Source organism: Marinobacter sp. MBR-99 (genome assembly GCF_040547575.1).
Taxonomy (GTDB): Bacteria; Pseudomonadota; Gammaproteobacteria; order Pseudomonadales; family Oleiphilaceae; genus Marinobacter.
Genome location: NZ_JBEPPY010000016.1, coordinates 45,801 through 70,397, shown reverse-complemented (window position 1 = coordinate 70,397; position 24,597 = coordinate 45,801). Strand labels below are relative to the sequence as shown.

18 protein-coding genes and 1 pseudogene are annotated in these 24,597 nt (G+C 58.9%); 9 read left to right on the top strand and 10 right to left on the bottom strand.

Annotation, left to right across the window (positions count from 1 at the left end):
* Nucleotides 1–3: 3 nt before the first annotated feature.
* Nucleotides 4–2,970 (bottom strand): transporter substrate-binding domain-containing diguanylate cyclase, encoded by a 2,967-nt coding sequence (locus ABIE59_RS14260; protein ID WP_354447905.1) that lies wholly within the window; start codon nucleotides 2,968–2,970, stop codon nucleotides 4–6.
* A 125-nt stretch (nucleotides 2,971–3,095) separates the two neighbouring features.
* On the opposite strand from ABIE59_RS14260, the gene ABIE59_RS14255 reads away from it, so the two are divergent.
* Nucleotides 3,096–3,875, top strand: a complete 780-nt coding sequence (locus tag ABIE59_RS14255) for an ATP-binding protein (protein ID WP_354447903.1) — start codon at nucleotides 3,096–3,098, stop codon at nucleotides 3,873–3,875.
* Between the two features lie 6 nt (nucleotides 3,876–3,881).
* Here the strand turns inward: ABIE59_RS14255 and ABIE59_RS14250 are convergent, their stop codons facing one another.
* Genes ABIE59_RS14250 through pdsR form a run of 3 tightly spaced genes read right to left on the bottom strand, consistent with a single transcriptional unit; the run spans nucleotide 3,882 to nucleotide 7,941 of the window.
* Nucleotides 3,882–5,189: a DUF3422 family protein gene (locus ABIE59_RS14250; protein WP_354447901.1), complete on the bottom strand. Its 1,308-nt coding sequence runs from the start codon at nucleotides 5,187–5,189 to the stop codon at nucleotides 3,882–3,884.
* The gene (pdsS, locus tag ABIE59_RS14245) at nucleotides 5,186–7,237 is read right to left on the bottom strand and encodes a proteobacterial dedicated sortase system histidine kinase (protein ID WP_354447899.1); all 2,052 of its coding nucleotides are present in this window, start codon (nucleotides 7,235–7,237) and stop codon (nucleotides 5,186–5,188) included. Before pdsS ends, ABIE59_RS14250 begins: the two co-directional genes overlap by 4 nt.
* Nucleotides 7,238–7,239: 2 nt before the next feature.
* A complete protein-coding gene (pdsR, locus tag ABIE59_RS14240) occupies nucleotides 7,240–7,941 on the bottom strand; it encodes a proteobacterial dedicated sortase system response regulator (protein WP_152439343.1) in 702 nt (233 codons plus the stop codon).
* A gap of 181 nt (nucleotides 7,942–8,122) precedes the next feature.
* Between pdsR and ABIE59_RS14235 the strand changes: the two genes are divergently transcribed.
* The 5 genes from ABIE59_RS14235 to ABIE59_RS14215 all read left to right on the top strand — a co-directional run bounded on the left by ABIE59_RS14235 (nucleotide 8,123) and on the right by ABIE59_RS14215 (nucleotide 12,326).
* The gene (locus tag ABIE59_RS14235; RefSeq protein WP_354447897.1) at nucleotides 8,123–10,261 is read left to right on the top strand and encodes a marine proteobacterial sortase target protein; all 2,139 of its coding nucleotides are present in this window, start codon (nucleotides 8,123–8,125) and stop codon (nucleotides 10,259–10,261) included.
* Nucleotides 10,258–10,839 (top strand): class GN sortase, encoded by a 582-nt coding sequence (locus ABIE59_RS14230; protein WP_354447895.1) that lies wholly within the window; start codon nucleotides 10,258–10,260, stop codon nucleotides 10,837–10,839. The genes ABIE59_RS14235 and ABIE59_RS14230 overlap by 4 nt, the downstream gene beginning before the upstream one ends.
* 47 nt (nucleotides 10,840–10,886) lie before the next feature.
* Complete coding sequence (locus ABIE59_RS14225) at nucleotides 10,887–11,606, top strand: lysophospholipid acyltransferase family protein (protein ID WP_354447893.1); 720 nt, start codon at nucleotides 10,887–10,889, stop codon at nucleotides 11,604–11,606.
* Nucleotides 11,607–11,680: 74 nt separating this feature from the next.
* Nucleotides 11,681–11,923, top strand: coding sequence for a GlsB/YeaQ/YmgE family stress response membrane protein (locus ABIE59_RS14220; protein ID WP_061330921.1), 243 nt, complete (start codon nucleotides 11,681–11,683; stop codon nucleotides 11,921–11,923).
* A 1-nt stretch (nucleotide 11,924) separates the two neighbouring features.
* A complete protein-coding gene (locus ABIE59_RS14215; protein ID WP_061330920.1) occupies nucleotides 11,925–12,326 on the top strand; it encodes an MAPEG family protein in 402 nt (133 codons plus the stop codon).
* 147 nt (nucleotides 12,327–12,473) lie between these two features.
* On the opposite strand, the gene ABIE59_RS14210 is transcribed toward ABIE59_RS14215, so the two are convergent.
* The 4 genes from ABIE59_RS14210 to ABIE59_RS14195 all read right to left on the bottom strand — a co-directional run bounded on the left by ABIE59_RS14210 (nucleotide 12,474) and on the right by ABIE59_RS14195 (nucleotide 16,546).
* The gene (locus ABIE59_RS14210) at nucleotides 12,474–13,076 is read right to left on the bottom strand and encodes a DUF2931 family protein (protein WP_354447891.1); all 603 of its coding nucleotides are present in this window, start codon (nucleotides 13,074–13,076) and stop codon (nucleotides 12,474–12,476) included.
* Between the two features lie 129 nt (nucleotides 13,077–13,205).
* Nucleotides 13,206–13,808, bottom strand: coding sequence for a DUF2931 family protein (locus ABIE59_RS14205; RefSeq protein ID WP_354447889.1), 603 nt, complete (start codon nucleotides 13,806–13,808; stop codon nucleotides 13,206–13,208).
* Entirely contained in the window at nucleotides 13,808–15,886 is a 2,079-nt protein-coding gene (locus tag ABIE59_RS14200) for a phospholipase effector Tle1 domain-containing protein (protein WP_354447887.1), read from the bottom strand. Before ABIE59_RS14200 ends, ABIE59_RS14205 begins: the two co-directional genes overlap by 1 nt.
* 219 nt (nucleotides 15,887–16,105) lie before the next feature.
* A complete protein-coding gene (locus ABIE59_RS14195; RefSeq protein WP_354447885.1) occupies nucleotides 16,106–16,546 on the bottom strand; it encodes an OmpA family protein in 441 nt (146 codons plus the stop codon).
* Between the two features lie 295 nt (nucleotides 16,547–16,841).
* On the opposite strand from ABIE59_RS14195, the gene ABIE59_RS14190 reads away from it, so the two are divergent.
* A complete protein-coding gene (locus ABIE59_RS14190) occupies nucleotides 16,842–18,293 on the top strand; it encodes a rhomboid family intramembrane serine protease (RefSeq protein ID WP_354447883.1) in 1,452 nt (483 codons plus the stop codon).
* A gap of 44 nt (nucleotides 18,294–18,337) precedes the next feature.
* Here the strand turns inward: ABIE59_RS14190 and ABIE59_RS14185 are convergent, their stop codons facing one another.
* On the bottom strand, nucleotides 18,338–19,792 hold the full coding sequence (locus tag ABIE59_RS14185; RefSeq protein ID WP_354447881.1) for a B-box zinc finger protein: 1,455 nt from the start codon (nucleotides 19,790–19,792) through the stop codon (nucleotides 18,338–18,340).
* Nucleotides 19,793–20,032: 240 nt separating this feature from the next.
* Between ABIE59_RS14185 and ABIE59_RS14180 the strand changes: the two genes are divergently transcribed.
* Nucleotides 20,033–21,556 carry a methyl-accepting chemotaxis protein gene (locus ABIE59_RS14180; RefSeq protein WP_354447879.1) on the top strand — a complete coding sequence of 508 codons (1,524 nt, stop codon included), beginning with the start codon at nucleotides 20,033–20,035 and terminating at the stop codon, nucleotides 21,554–21,556.
* Nucleotides 21,557–21,590: 34 nt separating this feature from the next.
* Here ABIE59_RS14180 and ABIE59_RS14175 read toward each other — a convergent pair.
* Nucleotides 21,591–21,728: pseudogene (locus ABIE59_RS14175) on the bottom strand (HD-GYP domain-containing protein); the annotation flags it as partial.
* 101 nt (nucleotides 21,729–21,829) lie between these two features.
* Between ABIE59_RS14175 and acnA the strand changes: the two are divergent.
* On the top strand, nucleotides 21,830–24,589 hold the full coding sequence (gene acnA / locus ABIE59_RS14170; protein WP_354447877.1) for an aconitate hydratase AcnA: 2,760 nt from the start codon (nucleotides 21,830–21,832) through the stop codon (nucleotides 24,587–24,589).
* Nucleotides 24,590–24,597: the final 8 nt, after the last annotated feature.

The window sequence follows — 24,597 nt, the reverse complement described above, 5'->3', positions numbered from 1 at the left end:
TATTCATGCCTTCGGGTGCTGAGTGTCGTCTGGCCCTGATTCTTGCCCTGCGGGAATAACCTCCAGGCGATTCCGGCCGTTACGTTTAGCGGTGTATAGTGCCTGGTCGGCAAGCCGGAGATATTCCGCGGCGGTGTGCTCTGGTGTCGGAAAACCCAGTGCCAGGCCAATGCTGACCGTCAGATCTATGCCCTTATCCTTGCAGGTATCGCAGCGGCGGGTTGCGACTTCCTCCCGGAACCGGTTCAGCCGGGCCTTTACGTCATCTGCATCGTAATAACTGGTAAAAATCACAAATTCTTCACCACCAAACCGAGCCAGACGGTCCGTGTCGCGGCGGAAATGTTCCCGCATGGTGTTTGCCAGGGATTCCAGGCAGCGGTCACCGGCCTCATGCCCCCAATTGTCGTTGATTTTCTTGAAAAGGTCCGCGTCTACCATGGCGACGGCAAAGCCGGTCCGGTGGCGCAGGCACCATTGATAGCTTTTGGAGAACTCGCGGTCAAAATAGGTGCGGTTGCCCAGGCCGGTGAGATTGTCGGTTACACTCAATCGTGACAGGGCAGTGTTGGCCTCGGCCAACTCCCGATTGAGCCGGCCGAGTTTTCGGTTCCAGTACACCAGCAGGGCTGTTGCTAACAGGCCTAGCGCGAGTATTTGCCAGAATCGGGAATAGTCCACGCGCTCTTCGATTTGAAGGTTTCGCCAAGTGCTCTCAAGTTCCGTTCGCTCGGCGGGAGTCAGGCTCAATACCAGTTTCTGCATGATCCCGTGTAATGTGGGTTCGTCATTGCGGGTGCCAATGGCCAGTGACCAGTCTGCAGGTACCCGGCCAATCACCTTGAGATCTGCCAGGCCCAGGGACTGCATGTAGTAACTGGCCGTGGCCAGGGTGGTGATGTACCCCGCCAGTTCCCGGTTCTGTAGCTTTCTGAGGCCTTCCTGTTCGGAGTTGACCATAACCAGTTGAAGTGAAGGATTACGTTTTTTCAGAAGCTCGGCGAAGGCGTAACCTTCCACAATGCCGATCGGACTGCCATCCAGCTCTGTCAGGCGCTGGATGAACGGAGACTCCAGCCGTCCGATCACCACGTTTGGCACCTCCAGATACGATGACGTGAAATCCATGTACTCGGACCGCTCTGGGGTTCGCATCGCCATGGGGAACATATCGCATTGCCGCGCTTTCGCAGCGGCAATGGCCTGTGGCCAGTCGTTCGTTTCAACCAGTCTGAATATCAATCCGCTGCGCTGGCTTAACAGGCGGAGAACGTCTGCGGACAGGCCCGTATGTTTGCCGTTTCGAACGCCTTCCAGGGGCAACCAGTCCGGATCGGCACAGATCCGAATCTCATGTTTGCGCTGTTCCAGCCACTGCAACTCGGCTTCTGTCCATTGTATCGGGCCAGAAGAGCTGGGCGGTGGTTGAGTGGTGGCTCCGAGCCAGCGATTTTCAATCACCTGATGTTCGGTTGGTGAAATGCCTGCCAGAGCCAGATTCAGGATATCCGCGAGAGGCGACAGTGAGGGCCGGACTCCAAAGCGGAGGTCCTCGCCACTGAAACCCTCGAGCTGAAGTTCGCCGACAATGCGTGTACCACTGATACCTAACTGACGAATCCAGTAGTTGCCGGTGTGCAGGGCGCCGATGACCGCATCCACGTCACCCCGTGCAAGTGCCTCGAACATGGGTTGCTGTGAGCCATACCCAACGACAACACCGTCAGCCAGTACCTGGCGAACAGCGTCTTCGTAATAAATGCCGGCTCCGATACCAATCCGATAATGCGACAGATCTTCAAGGGTCTGATACGCCAGGGTATTGCTACGAGTGAAAATGACATTGGGGATGACGTGGTAGGAATTGGTGAACATTGCAAAAGCTTCACGCTCTGGCCGAAAGGACATATTGGCCATGATGTCGATGTCGCCGCTCCTCAGCATGGGAATCAGTTCCTCCCACTGGCCCCGTACCGGAATCATCTGCATACCCGTCAGGTCGACCAGACGGTTCATGATATCTACGCTCAACCCCAGAATCCGGCCGCCGTCGGTGAAACTGAACGGAGCATAATCATCCATAAAACCCACCCGAACGGGACCAAGGCCTGCCAGATATTGCCGCTGTCGGGCACTCAGTGGAAGGTCGGTGGTGGTGCTGCCAGACAGCCCACCAAACTCTTGCCACCGTTGCAGCAGGTTTTTCAGCCATTCTTCCGGTACTTCGCTGAGTCCTGCCTGAAGGCGATTGAACAGGTCCAGATCGTCTCGACTCACACCAATCCGGAAATCTTCCCCCGAGTAACGCTTAAGTGGTGCCGGCCCCAGAATTTCCAGAAACCGGAAGCCGGACTGATTAGCCAGGTACTCCAGCGTCAGTTTGGGGCCAACGGCAACGTCCACCCAGCCAAACGCAAGAGCGCGCACCAGGCTTGGCAGGGAATCGTAGGTGGTCAGGCTAATACCGGCATCCACGAATTCATTGTTGTAAAAGACGTCTTCCACAGCGCCAACTCGGAGGTCTGCCAGATCGGCCAGCTCGCGAATAACCGGTGCATTGCCGGCACTGTCGTACATCAGGTAGATTTCCCGAAAGTGGTATGGCTCAGTAAACAGGATGGTTTCGGCCCGATCCCGGCGCCAGGAGATGCCGTCGATGGCATCCAGGTCTCCTCGTTGGAACGCGGCATAGATTTCAGGCCAGCTGCCCGCGCGAAAATCAAAGGTGAGGTGGCTGTTGCGGGCCACTTCCCGCAGCACATCGATGGAAAACCCGGATGGGTTGCGGCCTTCAAAAAATGTGTAGGGCTCGTTATCGGAGACCACGCCAATGGTGACCACACGATGAGATAGGGTGGTATCGTCTTCAGCCAAAGCTTGTGAGGCCGATAACCCGGCAAACAGGATGGCAAGAATCAACCAGGCTGCTCGGGCTAAGTTCTTGAACGATGGAGGCAGGCGGGTTTGCAAGGTATACCGTCCCGAAGAAATTCCATTCAAGTGTAGTTGCAGATCGTAACCTTATACAGTGGCGTGTGGCTATATTGAAGGCAGATTCAGACTATGCCCCGGCACCTCGACCAAGGAGCAAGGCAGTGACAGAACACGGTTTTGACTGGCAGCAGATTCCGGCCGCGGTATGGCGCCGGCACCGCTCCGGCCTGAGGGCCATTCGCCGGCTGGATCCGGTAAGATGGGCTGATCTCACGGGTATTGACCGGCAGAAACAGGCGCTGGCCCGCAACACCGAACGCTTTCTGGCGGGGCAGCCCTCGAATAATGCGTTACTTTGGGGTTCCCGGGGCACCGGCAAGTCGTCCTTGATCAAGGCGTTGCTGAACCGTTACCAGGCTGATGGCCTGCGCATGATTGAAGTGGACAAGGATGATCTGGTCAACCTGCCGGAGATTGTCGACGACATCTGCGAGCTGCCGTACCGCTTTGTGATCTTCTGTGATGACCTGTCGTTTGATGTGGGGGAGTCCGGTTATAAGGCCCTGAAAAGCGTGCTGGAGGGATCACTGGAGCTGCCCCCGGAGAACGTGCGGGTGTATGCCACCTCCAACCGCCGGCACCTGATGCCAGAGTTTATGAGTGACAACCTGAAAAGCGAGGTGCGCGACGGCGAGCTGCACCCGGCGGAAGCCATTGAAGAACAGGTCTCACTGGCAGACCGGTTCGGGTTGCAGCTGTCGTTCTATCCGTTTTCCCAGGATATCTATCTGCAGGCGGTGGACGCGCTGTTTCCGGAGGTGGCAGACCGCTCGCAACTGCACCAGGAGGCCGTCCGGTTTGCCACCGGCAAAGGCGTCCGCAACGGCCGCACAGCCCAGCAGTTTTACCGGCAGTTTGCCGGTGACCCCAGATTCCGCTGACGCCGGCTACTGCCGGCGGGCCATGCGGATAAACCGGTGGTGGATCATCCGGATGCCCAGGAACACCAGCACCATGATCACCGGGATGGCCACGCCCAGTACCAGGGATTTATTGAACGCCAGGCCGCTGTCCTGCAGCACGTCCAGGCCGAGCTTCAGTAGGCTGATCAGGTAGTAGGAGATCGCCACCACCGAGAAACCTTCTACCGTGTGCTGCATCATTAATTGAATGCGGGAACGGCGGTCCATGGAACTCAGCAACTGCTGGTTCTGGCTCTGGATCGCCAGTTCCACCCGGGTACGCATCATGTCGGAGGCGCGGTCCACCCGGCGGGACAGGTCTTCAAGGCGTTCTCCCACGGCTTCGCAGGTTTTCACGGCCGGTGTCAGCCGGCGGGTCATGAATTCGCTGATCGTCAGGTGGCCGGAGACTTCGTCTTCCCGCAGTTCTTCCAACCGGGTCAGTACCAGTTCGTGGTAGGCCCGGGTGGCGGCAAAGCGGAAGGTGGAATGGGCCCGGTAGGCTTCTATCCGGGCGGCAATGTGGGTCAGTTCGGCCAGTATCTGTTGTTCGTCCAGGGATTCGTTATCCGCCAGGGACTGGGTGATGGTGGCCAGTTTGTGGTCCATGTCGTTCAGACTGGGCGTCATTTCCCTGGCCAGTGGCAGCGCCAGCAAAGACATCAAACGGTAGGTTTCAATCTCCATCAGGCGTTGTACCAGGCGGCCCAGCTGGCTATTGGACATCTTGTGATTGAGTACCATGAACCGGCCGAAATGGTCGCTGTGCAACTGGAACGAGCCCAACACCCGGGCGGCGCCTTCCTGTGGGCTGCTGCCAATGAGGCGCATACCTTCGAAATACTTGCGCATGAACGCCAGTTCGCTGCGGGCGTCCTCTTCTGACGGGCGCACCTCAATGTGGAAGGCCCCGACAATGGTGCCGTCCAGCTGTTCCAGCCAACCCTCAGGTAATGAGCTGATGCCGGTCTCGGCAAACGGGTCGGCACTGGAAACGTCCAGGTTGGTGAAGGTGTAGGAGGCAAACTCCATATGTACTTCACGTCGGACCCGCAGCTTGCCAAAGTTGTGCTCATAGCAGCTGACTTCCTGTTCCGGCCAGGGCTCGCCCAGCAGGCGGTGCAGCCGCTGAAGATGCGCGAACTGTGTTCGGCGCTGCTCCGGTGTGACCAGCACGGCAATGTGGGTCACCCGGGCGGTGGAGGGTATCACCTGAAAGGGGCGTGAGTGCAGCTCTTGGTAAAGGTCTGCCCGCAAGGGATGAAAATCCAGGGATGACGTTTCGGCACTCACAATGTTGATCCTGTTTCCGGGCGGTATACCGGGATGATAACCCGGAAGCTCACCCCGTCAATGCCACCTTCGCGGGTGTTTCGGGCCTCCACATAGCCACCATGGTAGTCGGCAATAAGACGTACGATCAGCAACCCCTGCCCCAGGTGCCCCTCGCTCTGGCCCTGGCGCTGGGAGACAAAGGCACCAAAAATATCCACGCCGGCGTGTTCCGGCAATTGTGAGCCTTCGTTGAACACACACAATTGGTAGTGGTCCGAATGGCGTTGCAGGCTGACCTCTATGGCGCCGCCTTCGGGGGTAAAATCCCGGGCGTTATCCACCAGCTTGTCGAGCATTTGCACCAGCATTTCCGGTGAGCCCATCAGTGGGCATTCCGCTTCGGGAATCTGGTAACGGATCTGGTGGTCGGCATCCAGTTGTTGGTACGCCGCGGTGGCTTGCGCGACCACCTCGGACAGGTCGAACTGTTCTTTGTCGGCCTGGTCGAAGCTCTGCTCGAGCCGTGCAGCCTCACTCATGCTGTTGAGAATTCGGCGCAGCCGCTCGGTGGCCCCGGCGGCCCGTTCCAGGTATTGCTGCCGTTCCTGCTCGGAGCTGTTATGAGCGAGGTTCTCGAGGGACGATCTGACCACCGCCACGGGGGTTTTCAGCTCATGGGACAGCCGGCGGGAGAAACTCTCCAGATAGTGGTTGTAACTCTGCAACCGTTCCACCATCTGGCTGAAATGCTGTTGCAGTTGCCCCAGTTCATCCCGGGTTCTGGCCGAGGGCACCTGGCTGAGAATCCGGCCATCTTCGTCCACACTGGCGCTGACCAGGCGCTGCAGGCGGGCAATTCGCCAGGACAACCAACTGGCGTAACCCAGCAATACCAGGGTTAGCGCGAGAATGATCAGGAGGCTGCGGGCCAGAACACTGCCAAGGGCCGAGCCGGAGACGGTGAGCAGTTGGTCGAGGGACTGTTCCAGTACCAGCGAGCGACCGCCAAACAGGTCATGCTCGGTGGCCAGCCAGACCGAGCCGTCATTTCGCCTGACCAGATGGTTGTCTGGCAGACCACCGGTGATCAGCCGGTGGCCGGTTTCTGCCAGCGGTGTCGGCTCTGGCTGGTAGAGCCGAATCAGCGCTCGCAAAGCGTTCAGTGTGATTTTCTCAAGCACTTGCACGGGGGACAGGTCATCAAAATCCGGGCCTTGGCCCGTGGCCGGATGCCGGTGATGGGCAACTATCCAACCCGCCGGCTCAACCACGGTGACTTGCTGGCCGTCACCGAGCTGGTCCGCCAAGGCCCGTTCCAGCTCCGGGATTCGCTGCACCAGTGGGGGTGGTGGCTCAATACCGGTGCCGGGTACTGACGACTCCTGGCCTCCCTGGGTCACCTGGAAACCCAGCAAGCTGCCCCGGGCAGGCTGCGGCATCTGCAGCTCCAGCTGCCAGCCAGCACCCCGATCCCGCCAGGCACCCTGAACCCGATAATCCGGAGTTTGCTGGCGGTCTTCCCGAATGGCATTCACGCTGCCCGGTGCTGAGGTTCGTAGTGTCCAGCGGTGCCGTGGCACCGGCTGTTGCAGGTCGGTGACCGGCGGTTGCAGCACCAGCTCAAAGCGATCGTGGGGTTGGTCAGGCCGGTTCTGCTGAAACAGTTGCATCGCCTGGTTCTGCATCTGGACCAGCAGGAACAGGTGTCGGCCATCACTGGCGGCCTGCCATCGCAGATGGGGTGCGCCGGGCACGGGCAGGGGCTCAGCCGATTGCCAGGGCTGCAGGTGATCGGGCTCATCATAACCGGGCCAGTCGTCGGCATGGCCGTCGGGTTTGATCGGTGTTTCTGCCGGGCTGGCGTAGAGCGCGTTCGGGGTGGCGATGGTGGGTTGCCCCAGCAGCAGGTCGCCGGCCAGGTTTGCCATCCGCTGGCCCCGCTCCTGGAGCTGTTGCAGGGCCTGTTGGCGCAGGGCGTCATCCAGTTCCAGCACAAACTTCAGCCCGGCCCAGGGGATCAGCAGCATCAGCAGGCTGGCGAGAAACAGCTGGCGTTTAAGGCTCAAGGTCAGACCTCACGGGCATTCCAGCGGTAACCCATGCCGTAGGCGGTCTGAATGCCATCAAAGCTGCTGTCCAGCTGGCTGAATTTACGCCGGATGCGTTTGATATGGGAGGTCACCGTGTTGTCATCCAGTACCGTGCTGGCGGCTTCCATCAGCTGGTCCCGGCTGCGAACGTGGCCTGGATGCTGAACCAGGCTGTGCAGCATCCAGAATTCGGTTACCGTCAAGTCCACCGGCTGGTTGTCCCAGGACACGGTCATGCGGTCGACGTTGAGCGACAGCCGGCCCCGGTGCAGCAGCTCATCCGGCTTCTGCAGCGCCTCGGCCCAGGCATCGGCCCGGCGCAGCAGGGCAGTAATCCGGGCCAGCAGGTGGTCCAGGCTCATGTCTTTGGTGACGTAATCGTCTGCGCCCAGGCGCAGGCCGTGCACCGAATCGATATCGCTGTCCCGGGCGGTCAGGAAGATAATCGGCAAGGTGGCAGACTGTGACCGAAGATCCTGGCACAGAGCAAAGCCGCCTTCCGGCTCGTCTCCGAGCCCGACATCGATAATGGCCAGGTCTGGCAACGCCTGGCGCAGCACCTGCCAGGCCGATGGCCGGTCGCCATAGGCAGATACCCGGTAACCCCGGCGCTCGAACGCCGCCCGGTAGTTATCGCGAATGCCTGCTTCGTCTTCAATCAGAACAATGTGTTTTTTCATGAGTGATGCTGTTCAGCAAGATGTGCTGTCATTAAACCATGCTCCTTGTGCGGCACAAGTCGATGCCGCGGGATTGCCATAATTCATCATTTTCTATCGCCAGCTTGCCCGTTTCTGCCACGGCAGGGCCCATTCAGCCTGTTGCAATGGCATCACTAACTTCCACAAAAAGGATGTCGTGATGATGTTGCTATCGCTGCTTGCCAATCCGGCCGTACGGCCCGACCTGTTCACTGCCCGCCGGGCGAAGCCAGCCGCTAAACAATCCAGGTGGTTGCGGATGGCCGAGGGTATCAGCCTCTGGTTGGCGGTTCTGCTGATGTTGTTTGTCCATCCCCTGTATGCGGAGGCGCGTCAGATGGACATGGAACAGCCGGGTCAACTGTACCTGATGAATGATCAAAGTGCCCGGCAGCAGCCGGCCCTGATTCTGGACAGTGACTTCCGGGTTCATGTGTCTGGCCTGCTGGCGGAGACCAGGCTGACCAGGGTTTTTCGTAATACCAGCGACCAGTGGCAGGAGGGAATTTTTGTGTTCCCGTTACCCGACAAGGCCACGGTGTACGGGCTACGCATGACCATTGGTGAGCGTGAAATCGTGGGCCACATTGAGCCCAAAGCCAAGGCCCGCCAAACCTATGAACGGGCCAGGCAGGCCGGGCAGCATGCGGCCACGCTGGAGCAGCATCGCCCGAACCTGTTCACCAGCCGGGTAGCCAATATCCCGCCAGGCGAAAGTGTGCAGGTGGAAATCCGTTATCAGCAACCGGTGGCCTACAAACACGGTGAATTCGAACTTCGGTTGCCCACTACATTGACTCCCCGTTATATGCCAGGCGAACCGCTGGCGGAATCGCAAGGTCCGTGGCAGTCGGGTTGGGCGCTTGCCACCACGGAAGTTGCCGATGCCCACGAAATCAGTCCGTTTACCGTTCGCCCCCAGGACGTTGATGGCGGCAGCCACCGGGCCAGCATCGAGATAGAGATCGAAAGCGGCCTGGCCCTGGCGGATATCTCCAGCCCGAGCCATCGACTGCATACCGAGCTGGACGGTGCCAGGGCGATGGTGAGGCCGGAACAGGAAAAGGTGCTTATGGACCGTGATGTGATCATCAGGTGGCGCCCGGCGGCTGGCAGTGAGCCAAAAGCGGCGGTGTTTCACCAGACCTGGCAGGGTGAGGATTATCTGATGGCCATGGTGTTGCCGCCGGAAACGGTCGGGCCGATGCTGCGCCGGGAGCTTGTGTTCGTTATTGATACCTCGGGTTCCATGGCGGGGGATTCAATCGCCCAGGCCCGTTCTGCCCTGCTGAAGGGACTGGAAACCCTGCGCCCCGGTGATTCGTTCAATGTCATCCAGTTCAACAGCCAGGCCCATGCCCTGTTCGCCCAGCCGGTGCCGGCAGAAGGCCATTACCTGGCCCGGGCCCGGCGTTATGTCCAGGATTTGCAGGCCAATGGCGGTACCGAGATGGCGGGTGCCCTGTCGCTGGCGCTGGGAATGGACTCTGGCCCGGGTGGTGACCGGGTACGCCAGGTGGTGTTTATCACCGACGGTGCCGTGGGCAATGAGTCTGTCCTGTTTAACCAGATCCGCTCGGGTTTGACGGACCGAAGACTGTTTACCGTGGGGATTGGTTCTGCTCCCAACATGCACTTTTTGCGGGAGGCGGCCCGGTGGGGCCGGGGCGAGTTTACTGCAATTCATTCAGGCGCCGAAGTAGACCGGGCCCTGAACCGTCTGTTTGCCGCCATGGAGGCGCCGGTGCTGACCAATCTGGACGTCCGCTGGCCGGATCAGGGGCAGCCGTTGGAGCCAGTACCGGCCAGGCCCGGGGATGTGTTTCGCGGCGCGCCGTTGGTCCAGGTAGTCCGGGGGCTGCCGGCAGCAGGGCAGTTGCAGGTTTCCGGCCAGTTGCCCGGAGGCCGTCGCTGGTCCACATATCTGGACCTGGCCCAGGCGGCACCCGCCAGTGGTCTGAATCGTCAGTGGGCCCGTGGCCGGATTGATGAGCTGACCGATGCCGCACAGCTTCAGGGAGAAACGCCGGATGAGCAGCAAATCACTGAGCTGTCGGTTCGTCATGGCGTGATTTCGCCATTCACCAGCTTTGTGGTGGTGGAGCAGCGCCGGGCTCGCCCGGAAACCGAAAGCGCAGGGTCGCAGAGCATACCCACCCTGCTGCCGGCAGGTAGCCAGCCCGGTATGCTCAGGTACCCCCAGACGGCCACATTCGCACCGTTGTTCACGGCGCTGGGTTTGCTGGGGCTGATGTTCTCCCTGGCCATTGCCATGCTGAACCGGAGGCCATCCCTGTGAGCCGCCTGCTGCTGTTACTGTTCGGTTGCTCTGCCACAGTGCTCATGTTCGGGCTGTGGATTCCCTTCAAGGCGCTGGTGGCACAGGAGCTGCTGGCACTTGCCTGGGCCGAAACCCAGGCCCGTCAGGTTCAGGCCCGGCCCTGGCCCTGGGCGGATACCTGGCCGGTGGCGAAATTGGAGATACCCGAGCTGGATGTGTCGATGATTGTGCTGGATGGCCTGCATGGCGAAAGCCTGGCCTTCGGGCCGGGCAAGGTGGTGGCCGGCGCCGACGGGCCGGTCATCCTGGCCGGGCACCGGGACACCCACTTCAGCCATCTCCAGCATCTCGCTCCGGGTAACCCGGTCAGGTTGCAAGGCCGGGATCAGCGTTGGCAGGACTATCGGGTGACCAGTATCCGGGTAGTGGACAGTCGCAAAGAGCTGATTAACACCCACGCGATGGCGGCCGGCACCCTGTTGCTGGTTACCTGCTATCCCTTCAATTCCATGGATGCCCGTGGCCCCCTGCGCTATGTGGTTGAAGCCCAACCGGTTTACGCACTCGAACAAAAGGATACTGTTGCCGCGCTTTAGGTTTGGCGTACACTTGTGCGCCAAATGAGTCTCAACGGAAAAGCAGTATGGCAGTGGTAAGAAAAATCCTGGCGTGGATCAGTGTGCCAGTCCTGTGCCTTCTGGCATTGGTGTTATACCTGGCCCGGCCGTTCAACCCGGATAATAACCGTCTGCTGGGCTGGATTGTCGCCCGGGTAGGGCGTTGTTTGGTGGGCATGAAGCGCCCACTGTACGGGGCTGAGAACATGCCGCAGGACAGGCCAACGGTGATCATCGCTAACCACCAACAGAACGACGACCTGTTCCTGATGGGTGACTTGCTACCGCCGCGTACGGTGGCGGTAGGTAAGTCCTCATTGGTCTGGGTGCCGTTCTTTGGCCAGGTATTCTGGCTGGGTGGCAACATCATTCTGAACCGCGGTCGGTCCCGAAAAGCGGTGGCGGTAATGGAGGCCACCAGTGAGGCGATCAACCAGCAGCGTAAAAGTATCTGGGTCTTCCCGGAAGGCACCCGTAGCCGAGGGCGCGGCCTGGGAAGCTTCAAGAAAGGTGCGTTTCACACTGCCATTGCCGCCGGTGCCCCCATTACCATGGTGTGTGCCGGTGAGTATCACGGCAAAACACGAGGCTGGTCTGGTCGCAGGGAGCCAGTCCCGATGCGGATTCTTCCTCCTGTCGAAACCCAGGGGCTGACCTCTGCCGATGTACCCGAGCTGATCGCCCGGTGCCACCAACAGATGTCGGAAGCCATCGCAGGGCTGGCACGAACTCCCGGAACTGCTTGAATGGCCGTGAAAAACAGGGCAGTCTTCTGAACAGGATTACATTCTGAACTGGTAAACCTTGGGAGAACGCGGAGATGAGCCTGATCTGGTTTCTGATCATCGGTGGTCTTGCCGGCTGGCTGGCCGGCCTGATTATGAAAGGCAAGGGCTTTGGTGTACTGGCCAATATCGGTATCGGTATTGTCGGTTCGGTGATTGGCGGCGTGCTGTTTGGCGTGCTGGGGCTGGCGGTAAAGAGCATGGTCGGTGAGCTGGTCACAGCGACGGTCGGTGCGGTACTGCTGTTGGCGGTGGTCAACAAGATAAAGCAGGGCTGACATGATCGTACCCGTAACCGCTGTGTTCGCGGCCGTCCTTGGTTTGTTGTTGCTGGTGTTGTCCGGCCAGGTGGTCAAGTACCGGCTGAAGTACCGTAAAGGGCTGGGCGTGAACGACGATGTCGAGTTTGAGGCAGCGGTGCGCGCCCATGCTAACCTGGTCGAATATGCGCCCATTGGCCTGATTATGCTGGCGATTGCCGAGCTGAACGGTGTTGCCTCAGGCCTGATTTACTGGACCGGCATGGCGCTGGTGGTGGGCCGTATTCTCCATGCCTGGGGCATGATCAACGGCAAGGGTGGCCCCCACAAGGCCCGCATGATCGGTATCCTGTTAACCTGGTTGGCGATTCTGGTGGCGGCGCTGCTGCTGTTATGGAACGTATGGCAGGTGTACGGCTGATCAAGCCTGATGCTGTCACGAAAACGGGGCCTGTTGGCCCCGTTTGTGTTTGGTGCACCCGGCTCCTGGAGGAGTGGGCCCTTCCGGAAGTTGCTGGACAAGCCACCTGCTTAGAACTGACCAAGAGATGGCTGTTTGTCGAGCAGCCTACCACCCTTCCGTCGGGATGCCATGTTCCTTGAGGTAGTCACCATGGGCTTCCAGATAATCCTCCATTAAGGGTGCAAAATCTGCCGGATCCCCCGGCACTTCCGTGGCCTGCATACGCATCACCTCAATCTCATTGCCAATCTGGTTCGAAATCCACACCACCACAGTACCGCCGGGCGCCAGGCCAATGGTCATAAAGTTCCGAGGGCCGGAATACACACCCATCGGCGTCTTGTAGGTCGCCGGCTCCCGCATTCGATCCAGCAGGTCTGGCGGCACCTTAATTATTTTGGCGTAGTACTTCTGCTCCGCAAAGGAGAACCAATTGACGAGAATCAGTTCCGGAAAGGGGGCAACTCGAGCCCCAGCTCCTGTTGGACCATGGGGCCCCTTCCAGCAGCACCCCACGGTGCCGATGGGCTGGCGCCAGCTCCGCTCACCCGACTTCTCCAGGAACATATCGGTCACCCACACTTCGTAGTGTTCGGGGGCGGCGATGTCGATATACCAGTTTGTGTCGTCTGCCTTAGACCATGCCGAACACCCGCTGGCCAACAGGGTGATGGCCACGAGGCCCATGGCTAGGATCTTCTGAATCATTAGTCGCCCTCTGTCTGTGGATAAACCAGGCGCTCCCCGGAGAGCGCCGGTGCATGGGGGTACAATCCCTCTAACTTTGCCAGACCTCCCGCTACCAGAGTGTCGATGCCGTTGTCGTGGCCCAGGGGCCTACCACCCTTCCGTCGGGATGCCATGTTCCTTGAGGTAGTCACCATGGGCTTCCAGATAATCCTCCATTAAGGGTGCAAAATCTGCCGGATCACCCGGCACTTCCGTGGCCTGCATACGCATCACCTCAATCTCATTGCCAATCTGGTTCGAAATCCACACCACCACGGTACCTCCGGGCGCCAGGCCAATGGTCATGAAGTTCCGGGGGCCGGAATACACGCCCATCGGCGTCTTGTAAGTGGCCGGCTCCCGCATTCGGTCCAGCAGGTCTTCCGGCACCATAATCAATTTGGTGTAATATTTCTGTTCCGCAAAGGAAAACCAGTTGACTAGAATCAGTTCCGGGAAGGGGGCAACCCTGGCTCCCTTGCCGCGGGGGCCGCGGGGACCCCTCCAGCAGCACCCCACGGTGCCGATGGGCTGGCGCCAGCTCCGCTCACCCGACTTCTCCAGGAACATATCGGTCACCCACACTTCGTAGTGCTTGGGGGCGGCTATGTCGATGTACCAGTTTGTGTCGTCGGCCTTCGACCACGCCGAACACCCGTTGCCCAACAGGGCGATGGCCACGATGCCCATGGCCAGGATCTTCTGAATCATTAGTCGCCCTCTGTCTGTGGATAAACCAGGCGCTCCCCGGAGAGCGCCGGTGCATGGGGGTACAATCCCTCTAACTTTGCCAGACCTTCCGCTACCAGCATGTCGATACCGTTGTAGTGTGCCGAGTAATGGAGATAGCGCTGGAGTAACAAGGCCTGATCATTCGAGGACAGGTGCGGAGCATCCTCCCCACCGCTAACCTGGTCATGGAGTTGCTGGTAGATCGGCAATAATTCAGTAGGTAAATTCATATCGTCCCGGTCAGGCATCTTCTTAAGCGGGACGTTGTTGTCTAGCGCCAATTGATGCATTAACCGCAGAGCCACCCGTGAGTACTCCCCCCGCACCTGGCGCAGCATCCGCAACACCAGTTCCACCCGGCCATCCGGCGCCGGGTGGTCATAGCGCCGGGTAACAATTTCCAGCCGGGCTGGCCCTTCCGGGCCCAGGTCTTTCGGCCAGGCCTGCAATTGTTCGGATTGCCGTACCGGCAGGTTGTGGGGGCCAATCCAGCCTGCGGCCTCTACCTGTTGCCGTTTGGCCTCCAGGTTGTCCCACTGCAAGGTTTTGTCCGGCCAGCGCAGCCGGTCGCGAGGTACCTGCAACTTGGGGCTTAACAGCACATCCTCGCGCTGGCTGTCGCCGTAACCACCGCCAATATCGGAATGAACGCCCGGCAGGGCGATTTCCCGGAAGTTGGCCGGCAAGCCGCCATCGTGGTTTCGCAGACTGTTCAGGGCAAAGTTCCGGCGGTGCTCGTGGGTGGCGGTCAGGTGTACAGCCTGGCCCACTTTGCCTGGATCCAGGTACAGCTTTACCGGGCAGTTGCGGTTGTTATGAGCCGATAAGTCACCAGCGGCCGGGTTAACGATGGCGGCCACGGAATCGAATAGCCCCACGAAGCGAATTTCTACCGTCTCCGGCCAAGGAATATGGTTCTGAGCCAGTATCTTGGCGAGCAGGCCGCTTTCGCCCTGATTAATCTCATGCGCAGCGTGGCGGGCGGCAGCAGCCCCCCGACTGAAGCCGAACAGATCGACGGTCAACCGGTCGATGGGCAACCCCTCGGCAAGCCTCTTGGTTGTCTCCGCTACCGTCTTGAAAGCTCTCTTGACCTGCTCAATAACCCCGGCCTCCCCCATGCCGGTGGCTGCGCTGTACAACACATCACCCTCACCAGTCTTGGTGCCCGCCCCAGGGGCATAGACACTGAACCGGTAGGTGCTGGTACCCTCCTCCTCTTTTTCGTCTTCAACGTACAAATCCCACAACTTAGCCACATTGCTGGCCGCATTGGCATAGCTGGCACCCAACATCAGGCTCAGCCTCTGCTCACACTCTTCCCGGCTGATGGTGTTGTTCTCGTAGGGAATCAGGCACTCCCGCTCCAGCTGCTCTTTGAAAGCCTGGGTATTGGCCGCATTGTTCATGGTGCCGTCGGTAAACAGGCCCACTTCCAGGTGAATCCTGGGGGAGGGGGCCTGAGAGGCGCCTTCCTTGGCGTCTTCGGTGGCGGATGTTGGGACCGTGGATAATGGAGCCACCAAGGCGGCTGCCCCCAGGGGCAGGCTCAGCCGGTGGTTATCTGCGCTGTCTTGCGCAGCCTGTTCCCGGCGCTGCCACTGCCGGTAGTGTATCGAGAACATATTCACTTTCAGCGACCCAACCCCCCAGGAGGCGGATTGGCGCAACTGATCGGAGCTCACCCCGCATTCGTTCAGTTCCGCCACGGCGCTCTTAATCTCAGAAGGTGTGTATATCCAGTGGTCATTGAGCCGCCACCGGCCGCCGGCAGGCAGGTTGTCGTCCGGCTGCCAGGTCACCATGGGGGAGAAGGGGCCATCCCAGCCTTCACAGACCAACATCAGCTCACCGTCTTTCACCGCCTGGTAGACGGCCTCGGCTATGTCTCGCCGGTCACCGGGGCCGTACCGGAATAACGAGTACATGTCTGACCGAACGTGGCCGTTCTCTTTAACCAGGCGCCTGGCCTTATCGGCGGCAAAAAAGGGGGTTTCAACGAGGGGAAGATCACGGGCTCTCAGCTCCGAGGGCCTGACCAGTGTCATGAAGCTCATCGTCAGCATTCCTTGTTGACGTCAGAAGAATTGGTAAAGATGCGGGAGCGATTCTAGCGGACGGTGTGCGCGTGTGACAACTGCATGTCTTTGAGGCTGTGCAAGACGGGTTTTATTGCTTGATGCGCCAATCATGAATCATTGTGATACGGCCCTGTATGCCCGTTGATGTGAGAGAGTGGGGGAGGTAACTCCCCCTCCTACTCGATGACAGGGTACTCAGAGAGCCCGGGCAATATCCAGAGTCAGGTATTCCAGTTCCACCCGGCGGTTGGCCGCGTGGTCTTCCGGCCGGGCCAGGGGGCGATCTGACCCCCAGGTGGCCAGCACAAGGGCAGACTGGTGAACGCCCTCACGCATGAGCAGGCGGGCAACGGAGTTGGCCCTCAGGCGAGCCAGGAAACGATTGTATTCCTCTGAACCAAAGCGGTCGGCGTGGCCATGAATTCTTACCCGCACACCCGGGTGGTTTTTCAGGTAGGCCGCGTGCTGCTTCAGAACCTCTATGTCACCGGCATCCGGGGTGTGTTTGTTGAAGCCGTAGTGAAATCGGGTGCGGTGAGGACGGCTTCCGTCTTGTGAAGGCTGGCCCGCCATGCCGCCGAATGCCAATGCGGCCTTCGCCAGCAGGTCAGGGTTGTCCAGAACTAGTACGGTCATGTGCAGTATCCTCGAGTCCAGAATCCGGTTTTTGTTGTTATTGCTTCCCCAATATTGTTGGTTGAAGCAATAACGGCAATTGGCGAATGGTCGATAGGCACCGGAAGTGAGTGGTTACCGATTGAATGGCATTTGTGTGACTGTGTGATGACATCCATGGTTGTGTGCTGCGCCACATTTCCCGTTGCAGACCTTTGATTTCTGCTCGCCAGGTGTCATTACACCGGGAAAAGAAGTCGCTGCTGTGGTAAAAAGCAGCTTTTCAGGGACAGATTGTGATGAATTGTGACCGCCCATGCTGATTATTCCTGCCGAGAACGCCGTTAACTGGAAGCGCCCGCCCTGGGTAACCCTGAGCCTGATGATGGCTTGCCTGCTGGTCTTCCTGTTCTATCAGGGCGGTGACGACCGCAAGTTTGAAGCCGCCCTGGAACAGTACCTGGAAGCCGACCTGCTGGCGCTCGAGGCACCGGCTTATGAAGACTATCTGCAGCGGGAAATCCGGTTCTCTGGTGATGCCCAGAGTGTGCTGGAGCTTCAGGAATTCCAGCAACTGCAGGAGGACAACGAAATCTTCTGGCTGGCAGCCACCCTGTTGGTGGACCGGGAGTTCTACCAGTACCTGCAAGAAAACCGGGACCTGATCTGGGCGCCGGCTGAGCGAAGTCACTGGCTGGAGCAGCGGGTTGCCATCGACGAACAGTGGCTGTCTCGAATGAGCGCTTATCAGTTGGGGCTTATCCCGGCTGAGTTGTCGCTTTACAGCCTGATCACCTACCAGTTTCTGCACGGTGGCTGGGGCCATATTATCGGTAACTTGCTGTTCCTGTTCCTGCTTGGCTTCACGGTCGAGAAAGCCCTGGGGCCTGGCCGTTACCTGATGGCCTATCTGGCCTGTGGTGCGTTATCCGGCCTGATGTATACCGGCTTCTCCATGGGCAGCCAGATTCCTCTGGTGGGCGCGTCAGGCTCCATTTCCGGGTTGATGGGCATGTATGTGGCCATATACGGCGTGCAGAAAATCCGTTTTTTCTACTTCCTGTTGGTCTACTTCAATTATTTCCGGGCCCCGGCCATCGCCCTGTTGCCGGTGTGGGTAGGCAAGGAAATCTACGATTACTGGTACGCCGGCTCTACCGGTATTGCCTATATGGCCCACGCAGGCGGACTGCTTGCGGGTGCTGGCCTGGTCTGGCTGTTGGGTAAAAGCTGGTTGCAGGTGAAAGAAGAGTTTTTTGAACCGGAAGAAGATGAGCAGGATGCTCGTTTCACATCGGCTTATGCCCAGGCGATGGCCAGCCTTGGAAGGATGGAGTTTGACCTGGCCCGCCGTCAGTTCGAAGCGTTGCGGGAGCGCTATCCCGAGCGCTCCATCGTGTCGGAACACCTGTACCAGCTGGCTAAACTGCGGCCAGACCTGCCAGCCTACCGGGAGCTGTCCCGGCAACTGATGGCCGATGCCATGGCCCGGCGGCAGCCGGAACAGATGATTCAGGTGTGGCAGGAATATCTGAGTAAGGGTGAGGCCCATCATCCGCTGGCGGTGGAAGACCACAACCGCGTGCTGTTTACCAGCCTTAAACACCATGACCTGAAGGTGGCCGAAAAAGCCTTTGAACGCATGCGCCTGAAGGCCGATGCAGAGATGGTCAATGAGGCCTGCCGGCTGCTTTTGGCAGAGTTTGAGAAACTTCAGATGGAACCTAAGGCCCGCCATTACCGCCAACTGCTTCAGAACACACTCTGAAACCGAAGATGCCAGCACAGAGCAGTCTGTACTGGCACTTTATATTAGTCTGGCACCTCAAAGTTGGCCTTTGGACCTTTCAGTGGCTGCTGATTACGGGCCTGCTCCAGCCAGGTGTCGATCTGCCCATGTAGCGGATGGGTGACACAGCGTTTCTTTATAAACGACAGAAATGCTCCTGCTTTTTCCCATTGCTGAAGACCGTTTGCCAGAGCCTGGGCGGCAAGTAAGTACGCGGGTGCCAGTTGGTCGCTGTCCGGAAAGCGCTTGTGGAAATCCTGCAACAATCGCAGTGCCGGTTTGAAGTGGCCCCGGTGATAAAGGGCGCTCGCGCACTGCACCGCCAGTTCCGGGTCGTCCAGCTGAAAGCCAGGCTCAGCCGCTTGCAGGGTCTGCATCAGCTGGTTCAGCCCGTCCCCATCATGTCGTTGGGCGAGCCACGCCATCAGGCGCGGGTGATACCGGTACAGCTCGGTCGTTGCCTGCCGGGCGGTCAGAATCTGATAGAGCTGCCCGATGCGTTTCGGATTGTCCCGGTCTTTTTTGAGGGATTCGATCAGCATGCTCTGAACCCGGTCGTAGTTGCCGTCTTTCAGGTTCATGTCCAGATCGGCATCAAAGCGGGTGCTCCGGTCCCGGTTCTGTTGGTCTGCGTCGCCTTCTTCCCCCTGAATGTCCGAGGCAAAGCCCAGTTCTTCCTGATACTGGAACAGCAGGTAACCCAGCATGTGGAACAGAATCAGGGTAAAGGTACTGTTAAGGAAGCCCGCCAGGGGCTGTGCCACCCACATCGGGAAGTGATCAACGGCAAAATCCTGGGCCGCCCCGGAAGCCAGGGTGAGAAGAATCAGATAGCCATACAGCAGGAAGTAAGGGGTGCCGATACGGGAAATCAGCACCGCCAGGTTCATCGGGTTCACCGCCGCACCCACTGATCGCTCCATCGCCAGCACCATGATGCTGGCGGGCAGGGCGAGTATCGCAAATGCCAACGCCAGCATCATAAGAATCGGCCCGCCGATCATTGCCGCCGCAGCCACCAGGCCACCCATCAGTACAAATACGAGAAGCTGCAGAATGACGATATCAAAACCGCTGCCCGTGAACGCCACCGACACCGGCGGAGGTTTCAGATGGCCTTCTGCGGTGTGGCTGATCACGGCATAGGTGTATTTGAACAGGGCCAGTGCCAGCACCAGCCAGATAATCAAGCCGACAATGTTCGCCGGTGCAACGATAGGCACCAGGGTGCAGATGGCGATCACCATCAACGGATCAGTGTGGAACGGGTAGCGGAAGAAAGCGCCGATGCGGTGCCAGAAGGGCACTACCTCGGTTGCCGCCCCGAGATACCTCATGGCCTTGCTGCAGCGTGGGCACAGTGCCCGGCGCTGGCGAGTGTCTGCATCGGGCATGCAGCGGTTGCAATAGTGCATCTGGCACTCACCACAGTGCCACTTGGCCGGGTCGCCCGGGTGGTAATGACAATCGTGTTTCACGGTAGATCCTGATCCGTCAGAAAACAGCGCCAATGATGACAGAACTGGCCTCGGGCCGCAGCTGATCTGTTCACACATCCCTGCGTGGATTCCGATTGAAGTCTGCTAGGTGAAACTACCAACCGGCTGAGGGCTCAGTGATCTGCAACAATTCTGTTCCGTAAATATCACAGCCGATACATCTTAATACGGCAGTCCTCAAGACAACCCGCGCAAGGTACCCACAAGAGAATGAGCCAAGTGACAACGGGAGTTAGTGTTAACAACCTGATCCGAGAGCAAGCGCTGGTCGCCGACCGGCAAATGCTGCTCATATTGCTGGCTCACGTGCCTGTGGTCGGCTTGCTGGTGCCCGTTGGTTATGGCACCCATGCCTTCGCACTTGTGGCGTCTATGTTGGTGGGAGGCTTGGCAACTGTTGGTTACTTCCTGTTGCGGGGAAGTCGCGCCAGTTCCAGCCTTTTTGCTGTCTGTTTGATGTTGTTCTCAGCCATCATGATTCAGGCCCAGATGGGCCGAATCGAAATGCACTTTCATATCTTTTCCGGACTCGCCCTAACGATTATCTATCGGGACTGGCTGCCTGTAGTGGTTGCGGCCGTTACTATCGCCTTACACCACCTGTTGTTCACAGCACTTCAACATGCCGGCACGCAGATAGGCTCGATGCCGCTGATGATATACGACCACGGGCATGGCTGGGGCACTGCCATGGTTCATGCCGCTTTTGTAGTTTTCGAGGCCGGTATCCTTGTGTTCTTTGCGGTGCAAATGAAGCAGGAGCGTAACCAGGCGTTCCGTATGATGTCGATTGTTCAGGCGTTTGACAGGGAACATGATCTGTCCGGTCGTTTGCCCACTGAGGACCGCAGTGTCAGCGCAAAATCCTTCAACGACATGATGGAGAAGTCCTGCGAGCTGATCCGGCAGATGCGCGGTTTCTCTGATGAGCTTCAGCGCAATACAGCGCAACTGGTTCAAGCCAGTGAAAGCACTCGTCAGTATGTCGAAGAGCAACAGCAGCAGGCTGATCAGGTGGCCACCGCCACTAACCAGATGTCGGCCAGTGTGCAGGAGGTCGCCCACAATGCCCAGTTGGCGTCAGAAGCCGCCAATGATGCGGCAGAGGCTGCCACGGCGGGTAGCAAAGCTATGGCCAGTGCCAGCACCATGACCGATGCCACCAACAAGGCTTTGGAAGACAGTGCCCGCATGGTGGCCCAGCTGGCAGACAAGGTAGAGTCTATTGCCCGGGTAACCGGCTCTATCCACGACATTTCCGACCAGACCAACCTTCTGGCACTGAACGCGGCCATTGAGGCCGCCAGGGCGGGCGAGCACGGCCGGGGCTTTGCCGTGGTCGCTGACGAGGTGCGTTCCCTGTCGCGTAGTACCCAGGAATTCACCGATGAAATCCGCACCACGGTAGATGAACTGAAAGACCTGTCGGAAGCGACAACGGCTGCCATGCAAATGGGGCAAACCCGGTCAACCGAATCGAACCGGGCTATTCAGGAAGCTGCCGAAGCCATCAGCCGCATTGAGCAAGCGATAGACGCCGTCAGCAGCATGAACAACCAGATCGCCGCCGCCTGCGAACAGCAGGCGGCGACCTCGTTGCAAATTAACGAAAACATTCACACTGTTGCCACTCGCACCACCGACGTGGCAAAAGAGGCTGAGCGGGTACAGGGCCTGGCGAGCGAGATTGATTCCAGCGTGGCAAGTGTAGACGGATTGATAGCGCGGTACCGGCTGCCCTGACCCGAGCCCAAAGCGGCACCGGCTTAAAGTGCTGACCGATTTGTTCGTGTATCAGATTGGTTGCCTGGTCAATGGGCCAGGCTTTTTTGTAGGGACGGTCACTGGTCAGGGCATCGAAGACATTGGCGAGGGCGACAATGCGGGCTGAAACAGGAATGGTTTCGCCTTTCAGGGCTATTCACCGGGGGAATAGCGAACATTCATCGGTGTTGAGTTGAACTATGCTCATTCGATGCAATAGTTAGTGTAGATCAAACCAAGAGGAGGCCCCGCATGTCGAATACCTCACTGAGCAAAGACAGCCTGAATACCCTCTCCACCCTGAACGCGGGAGGCAAGACCTATCACTACTACAGTCTGCCCAAGGCGGCCGACACCCTGGGCGACCTGAACCGCCTGCCGTTCTCCCTGAAGGTCCTGTTGGAGAACCTGCTGCGCAACGAAGATGACACCACGGTCGACCGCTCCCATATCGATGCCATGGTGCAGTGGCTGAAAGACCGAAGCTCCGACACTGAGATTCAGTTTCGCCCGGCCCGGGTATTAATGCAGGATTTCACCGGCGTACCCGGTGTGGTGGACCTGGCCGCCATGCGCGAGGCGGTAAAACAGGCCGGTAAAGACCCGGCCCTGATCAATCCGTTATCCCCGGTAGACCTGGTCATCGACCACTCGGTAATGGTCGACAAATACGGCAATCCTTCTGCCTTCAAGGACAACGTGGCGATCGAGATGGAGCGCAACCAGGAGCGCTACGAGTTCCTGCGCTGGGGCCAGCAGGCCTTTGATAACTTCCGGGTGGTGCCGCCCGGCACCGGCATCTGTCATCAGGTCAACCTGGAGTATCTGGGTAAGACTGTTTGGCAGAAGGACGTGGATGGCAAAACCATTGCCTACCCGGATACCCTGGTGGGTACCGACTCCCACACCACCATGATCAACGGCCTGGGCATTCTTGGCTGGGGTGTCGGTGGTATCGAAGCGGAAGCCGCCATGCTGGGCCAGCCGGTCTCTATGCTGATTCCCGAGGTGGTAGGCTTCAAGATCACTGGTAAGCTGCGGGAAGGCATCACCGCCACCGACCTGGTGCTGACGGTGGTAGAGATGCTGCGCAAGAAAGGTGTAGTGGGCAAGTTTGTGGAATTCTATGGCGACGGTCTGAAAGACATGCCAGTGGCCGACCGGGCCACCATCGCCAACATGGCCCCTGAATACGGCGCTACCTGCGGCTTTTTCCCGGTAGATGATCAGACCATTACCTATATGCGCCTGACCGGCCGCGATGAAGAGTTGTTAGATCTGGTGGAAGCCTACGCGAAGGCCCAGGGCCTTTGGCGGGAGCCGGGCCACGAGCCGGTGTACACAGACACCCTGGAACTGGACATGGGTGAGGTGGAAGCCAGCCTGGCCGGCCCGAAACGGCCTCAGGACCGGGTGGCCCTGAAGAACATGAAGGCCTCCTTTGAGCTGTTGATGGAAACCGCTGAAGGCCCGGCGAAAATTCAGGAGACCAAGCTCGAGTCAGAAGGCGGCCAAACCGCCGTGGGTGTGGATAACAGCTACGAACACCCGGCCAGTCAGCCGCTGGACATGAATGGCGAGAAAACCCGGCTTGATCCCGGCGCCGTGGTGATTGCGGCTATCACCTCCTGTACCAATACCTCTAACCCCAGCGTAATGATGGCTGCTGGCCTGATCGCCCGGAAGGCGGTTGAGAAAGGCCTGAAAACCAAGCCCTGGGTAAAAACCTCCCTGGCGCCGGGCTCCAAGGTGGTCACCGATTACCTGAAAGTGGCGGGCCTGCAGGACGACCTGAATGAACTGGGCTTCAACCTGGTGGGCTACGGCTGCACCACCTGTATCGGCAACTCAGGCCCGCTGCCGGATGCCGTTGAGAAAGCCATCAACGAGGGGGATCTCACGGTCGCTTCGGTGCTGTCCGGCAACCGCAACTTTGAGGGTCGGGTGCATCCGCTGGTGAAAACCAACTGGCTGGCGTCGCCGCCCCTGGTGGTGGCCTATGCCCTGGCCGGCAACGTGCGGCTGGATTTGACCAAAGACCCGTTGGGCACTGACAAAGACGGCAAGCCGGTATATCTCAACGACCTCTGGCCCAGCCAGGCGGAAATCGCAGAAGCGGTCGAGAAAGTGAAAACCGACATGTTCCGCAAGGAATACGGCGAAGTGTTCGAGGGCGACGACATCTGGAAATCCATCAAGGTGCCGGAAAGCAAGGTGTATGAGTGGAGCGACAAGTCCACCTATATCCAGCATCCGCCGTTTTTCGAAGGCATGGGTGAGCAGCCCGAGGCCATCGACAACATCAAGGATGCCAACATCCTGGCTCTGTTGGGTGATTCGGTCACCACCGACCATATCTCCCCGGCCGGTTCCTTCAAGGCCGATACGCCTGCCGGTAAATACCTGCAGGAACACGGGGTGGAACCGAAAGATTTCAACTCCTACGGCTCCCGCCGGGGTAACCATGAGGTGATGATGCGCGGCACCTTCGCCAACGTGCGCATCCGAAACGAGATGCTCGATGGTGTGGAAGGCGGTTTCACCAAGTTTGTGCCCACCGGCGAGCAGATGGCCATATACGATGCCGCCATGAAGTACCAGGAGCAAGGTACACCGCTGGTGGTGATTGCTGGCAAGGAATACGGCACCGGCTCCAGCCGGGACTGGGCCGCCAAGGGCACCCGGTTGCTGGGCGTAAAAGCCGTGGTAGCAGAATCTTATGAGCGTATCCATCGCTCTAACCTGATTGGTATGGGCGTGATGCCGCTGCAATTCCCGGAGGGTACCGATCGCAAGAGCCTGAAACTCACCGGGGAGGAAACCATCAGCATTGAAGGACTGTCTGGCGAGATCAAACCGGGCCAGACCCTGACCATGATGGTGAAATACAAGGATGGCTCTACCGAAACCTGTGAGCTGAAATCACGCATCGATACCGCCAACGAGGCGGTGTACTTCCAGCATGGTGGCATCCTGCATTATGTGGTTCGTGAGATGCTGAAGAACGCCTGATCACGGAG

Excerpts from the sequence above, each read along its gene's own strand:
- pdsR (WP_152439343.1), bottom strand. The coding sequence starts at position 7,941 with ATGAAAAAACACATTGTTCTGATTGAAGACGAAGCAGGCATTCGCGAT.
- ABIE59_RS14235 (WP_354447897.1), top strand. The coding sequence starts at position 8,123 with ATGATGTTGCTATCGCTGCTTGCCAATCCGGCCGTACGGCCCGACCTG.
- ABIE59_RS14225 (WP_354447893.1), top strand. The coding sequence starts at position 10,887 with ATGGCAGTGGTAAGAAAAATCCTGGCGTGGATCAGTGTGCCAGTCCTG.
- ABIE59_RS14220 (WP_061330921.1), top strand. The coding sequence starts at position 11,681 with ATGAGCCTGATCTGGTTTCTGATCATCGGTGGTCTTGCCGGCTGGCTG.
- ABIE59_RS14215 (WP_061330920.1), top strand. The coding sequence starts at position 11,925 with ATGATCGTACCCGTAACCGCTGTGTTCGCGGCCGTCCTTGGTTTGTTG.
- ABIE59_RS14210 (WP_354447891.1), bottom strand. The coding sequence starts at position 13,076 with ATGATTCAGAAGATCCTAGCCATGGGCCTCGTGGCCATCACCCTGTTG.
- ABIE59_RS14205 (WP_354447889.1), bottom strand. The coding sequence starts at position 13,808 with ATGATTCAGAAGATCCTGGCCATGGGCATCGTGGCCATCGCCCTGTTG.
- ABIE59_RS14200 (WP_354447887.1), bottom strand. The coding sequence starts at position 15,886 with ATGAGCTTCATGACACTGGTCAGGCCCTCGGAGCTGAGAGCCCGTGAT.
- ABIE59_RS14195 (WP_354447885.1), bottom strand. The coding sequence starts at position 16,546 with ATGACCGTACTAGTTCTGGACAACCCTGACCTGCTGGCGAAGGCCGCA.
- ABIE59_RS14190 (WP_354447883.1), top strand. The coding sequence starts at position 16,842 with ATGCTGATTATTCCTGCCGAGAACGCCGTTAACTGGAAGCGCCCGCCC.
- acnA (WP_354447877.1), top strand. The coding sequence starts at position 21,830 with ATGTCGAATACCTCACTGAGCAAAGACAGCCTGAATACCCTCTCCACC.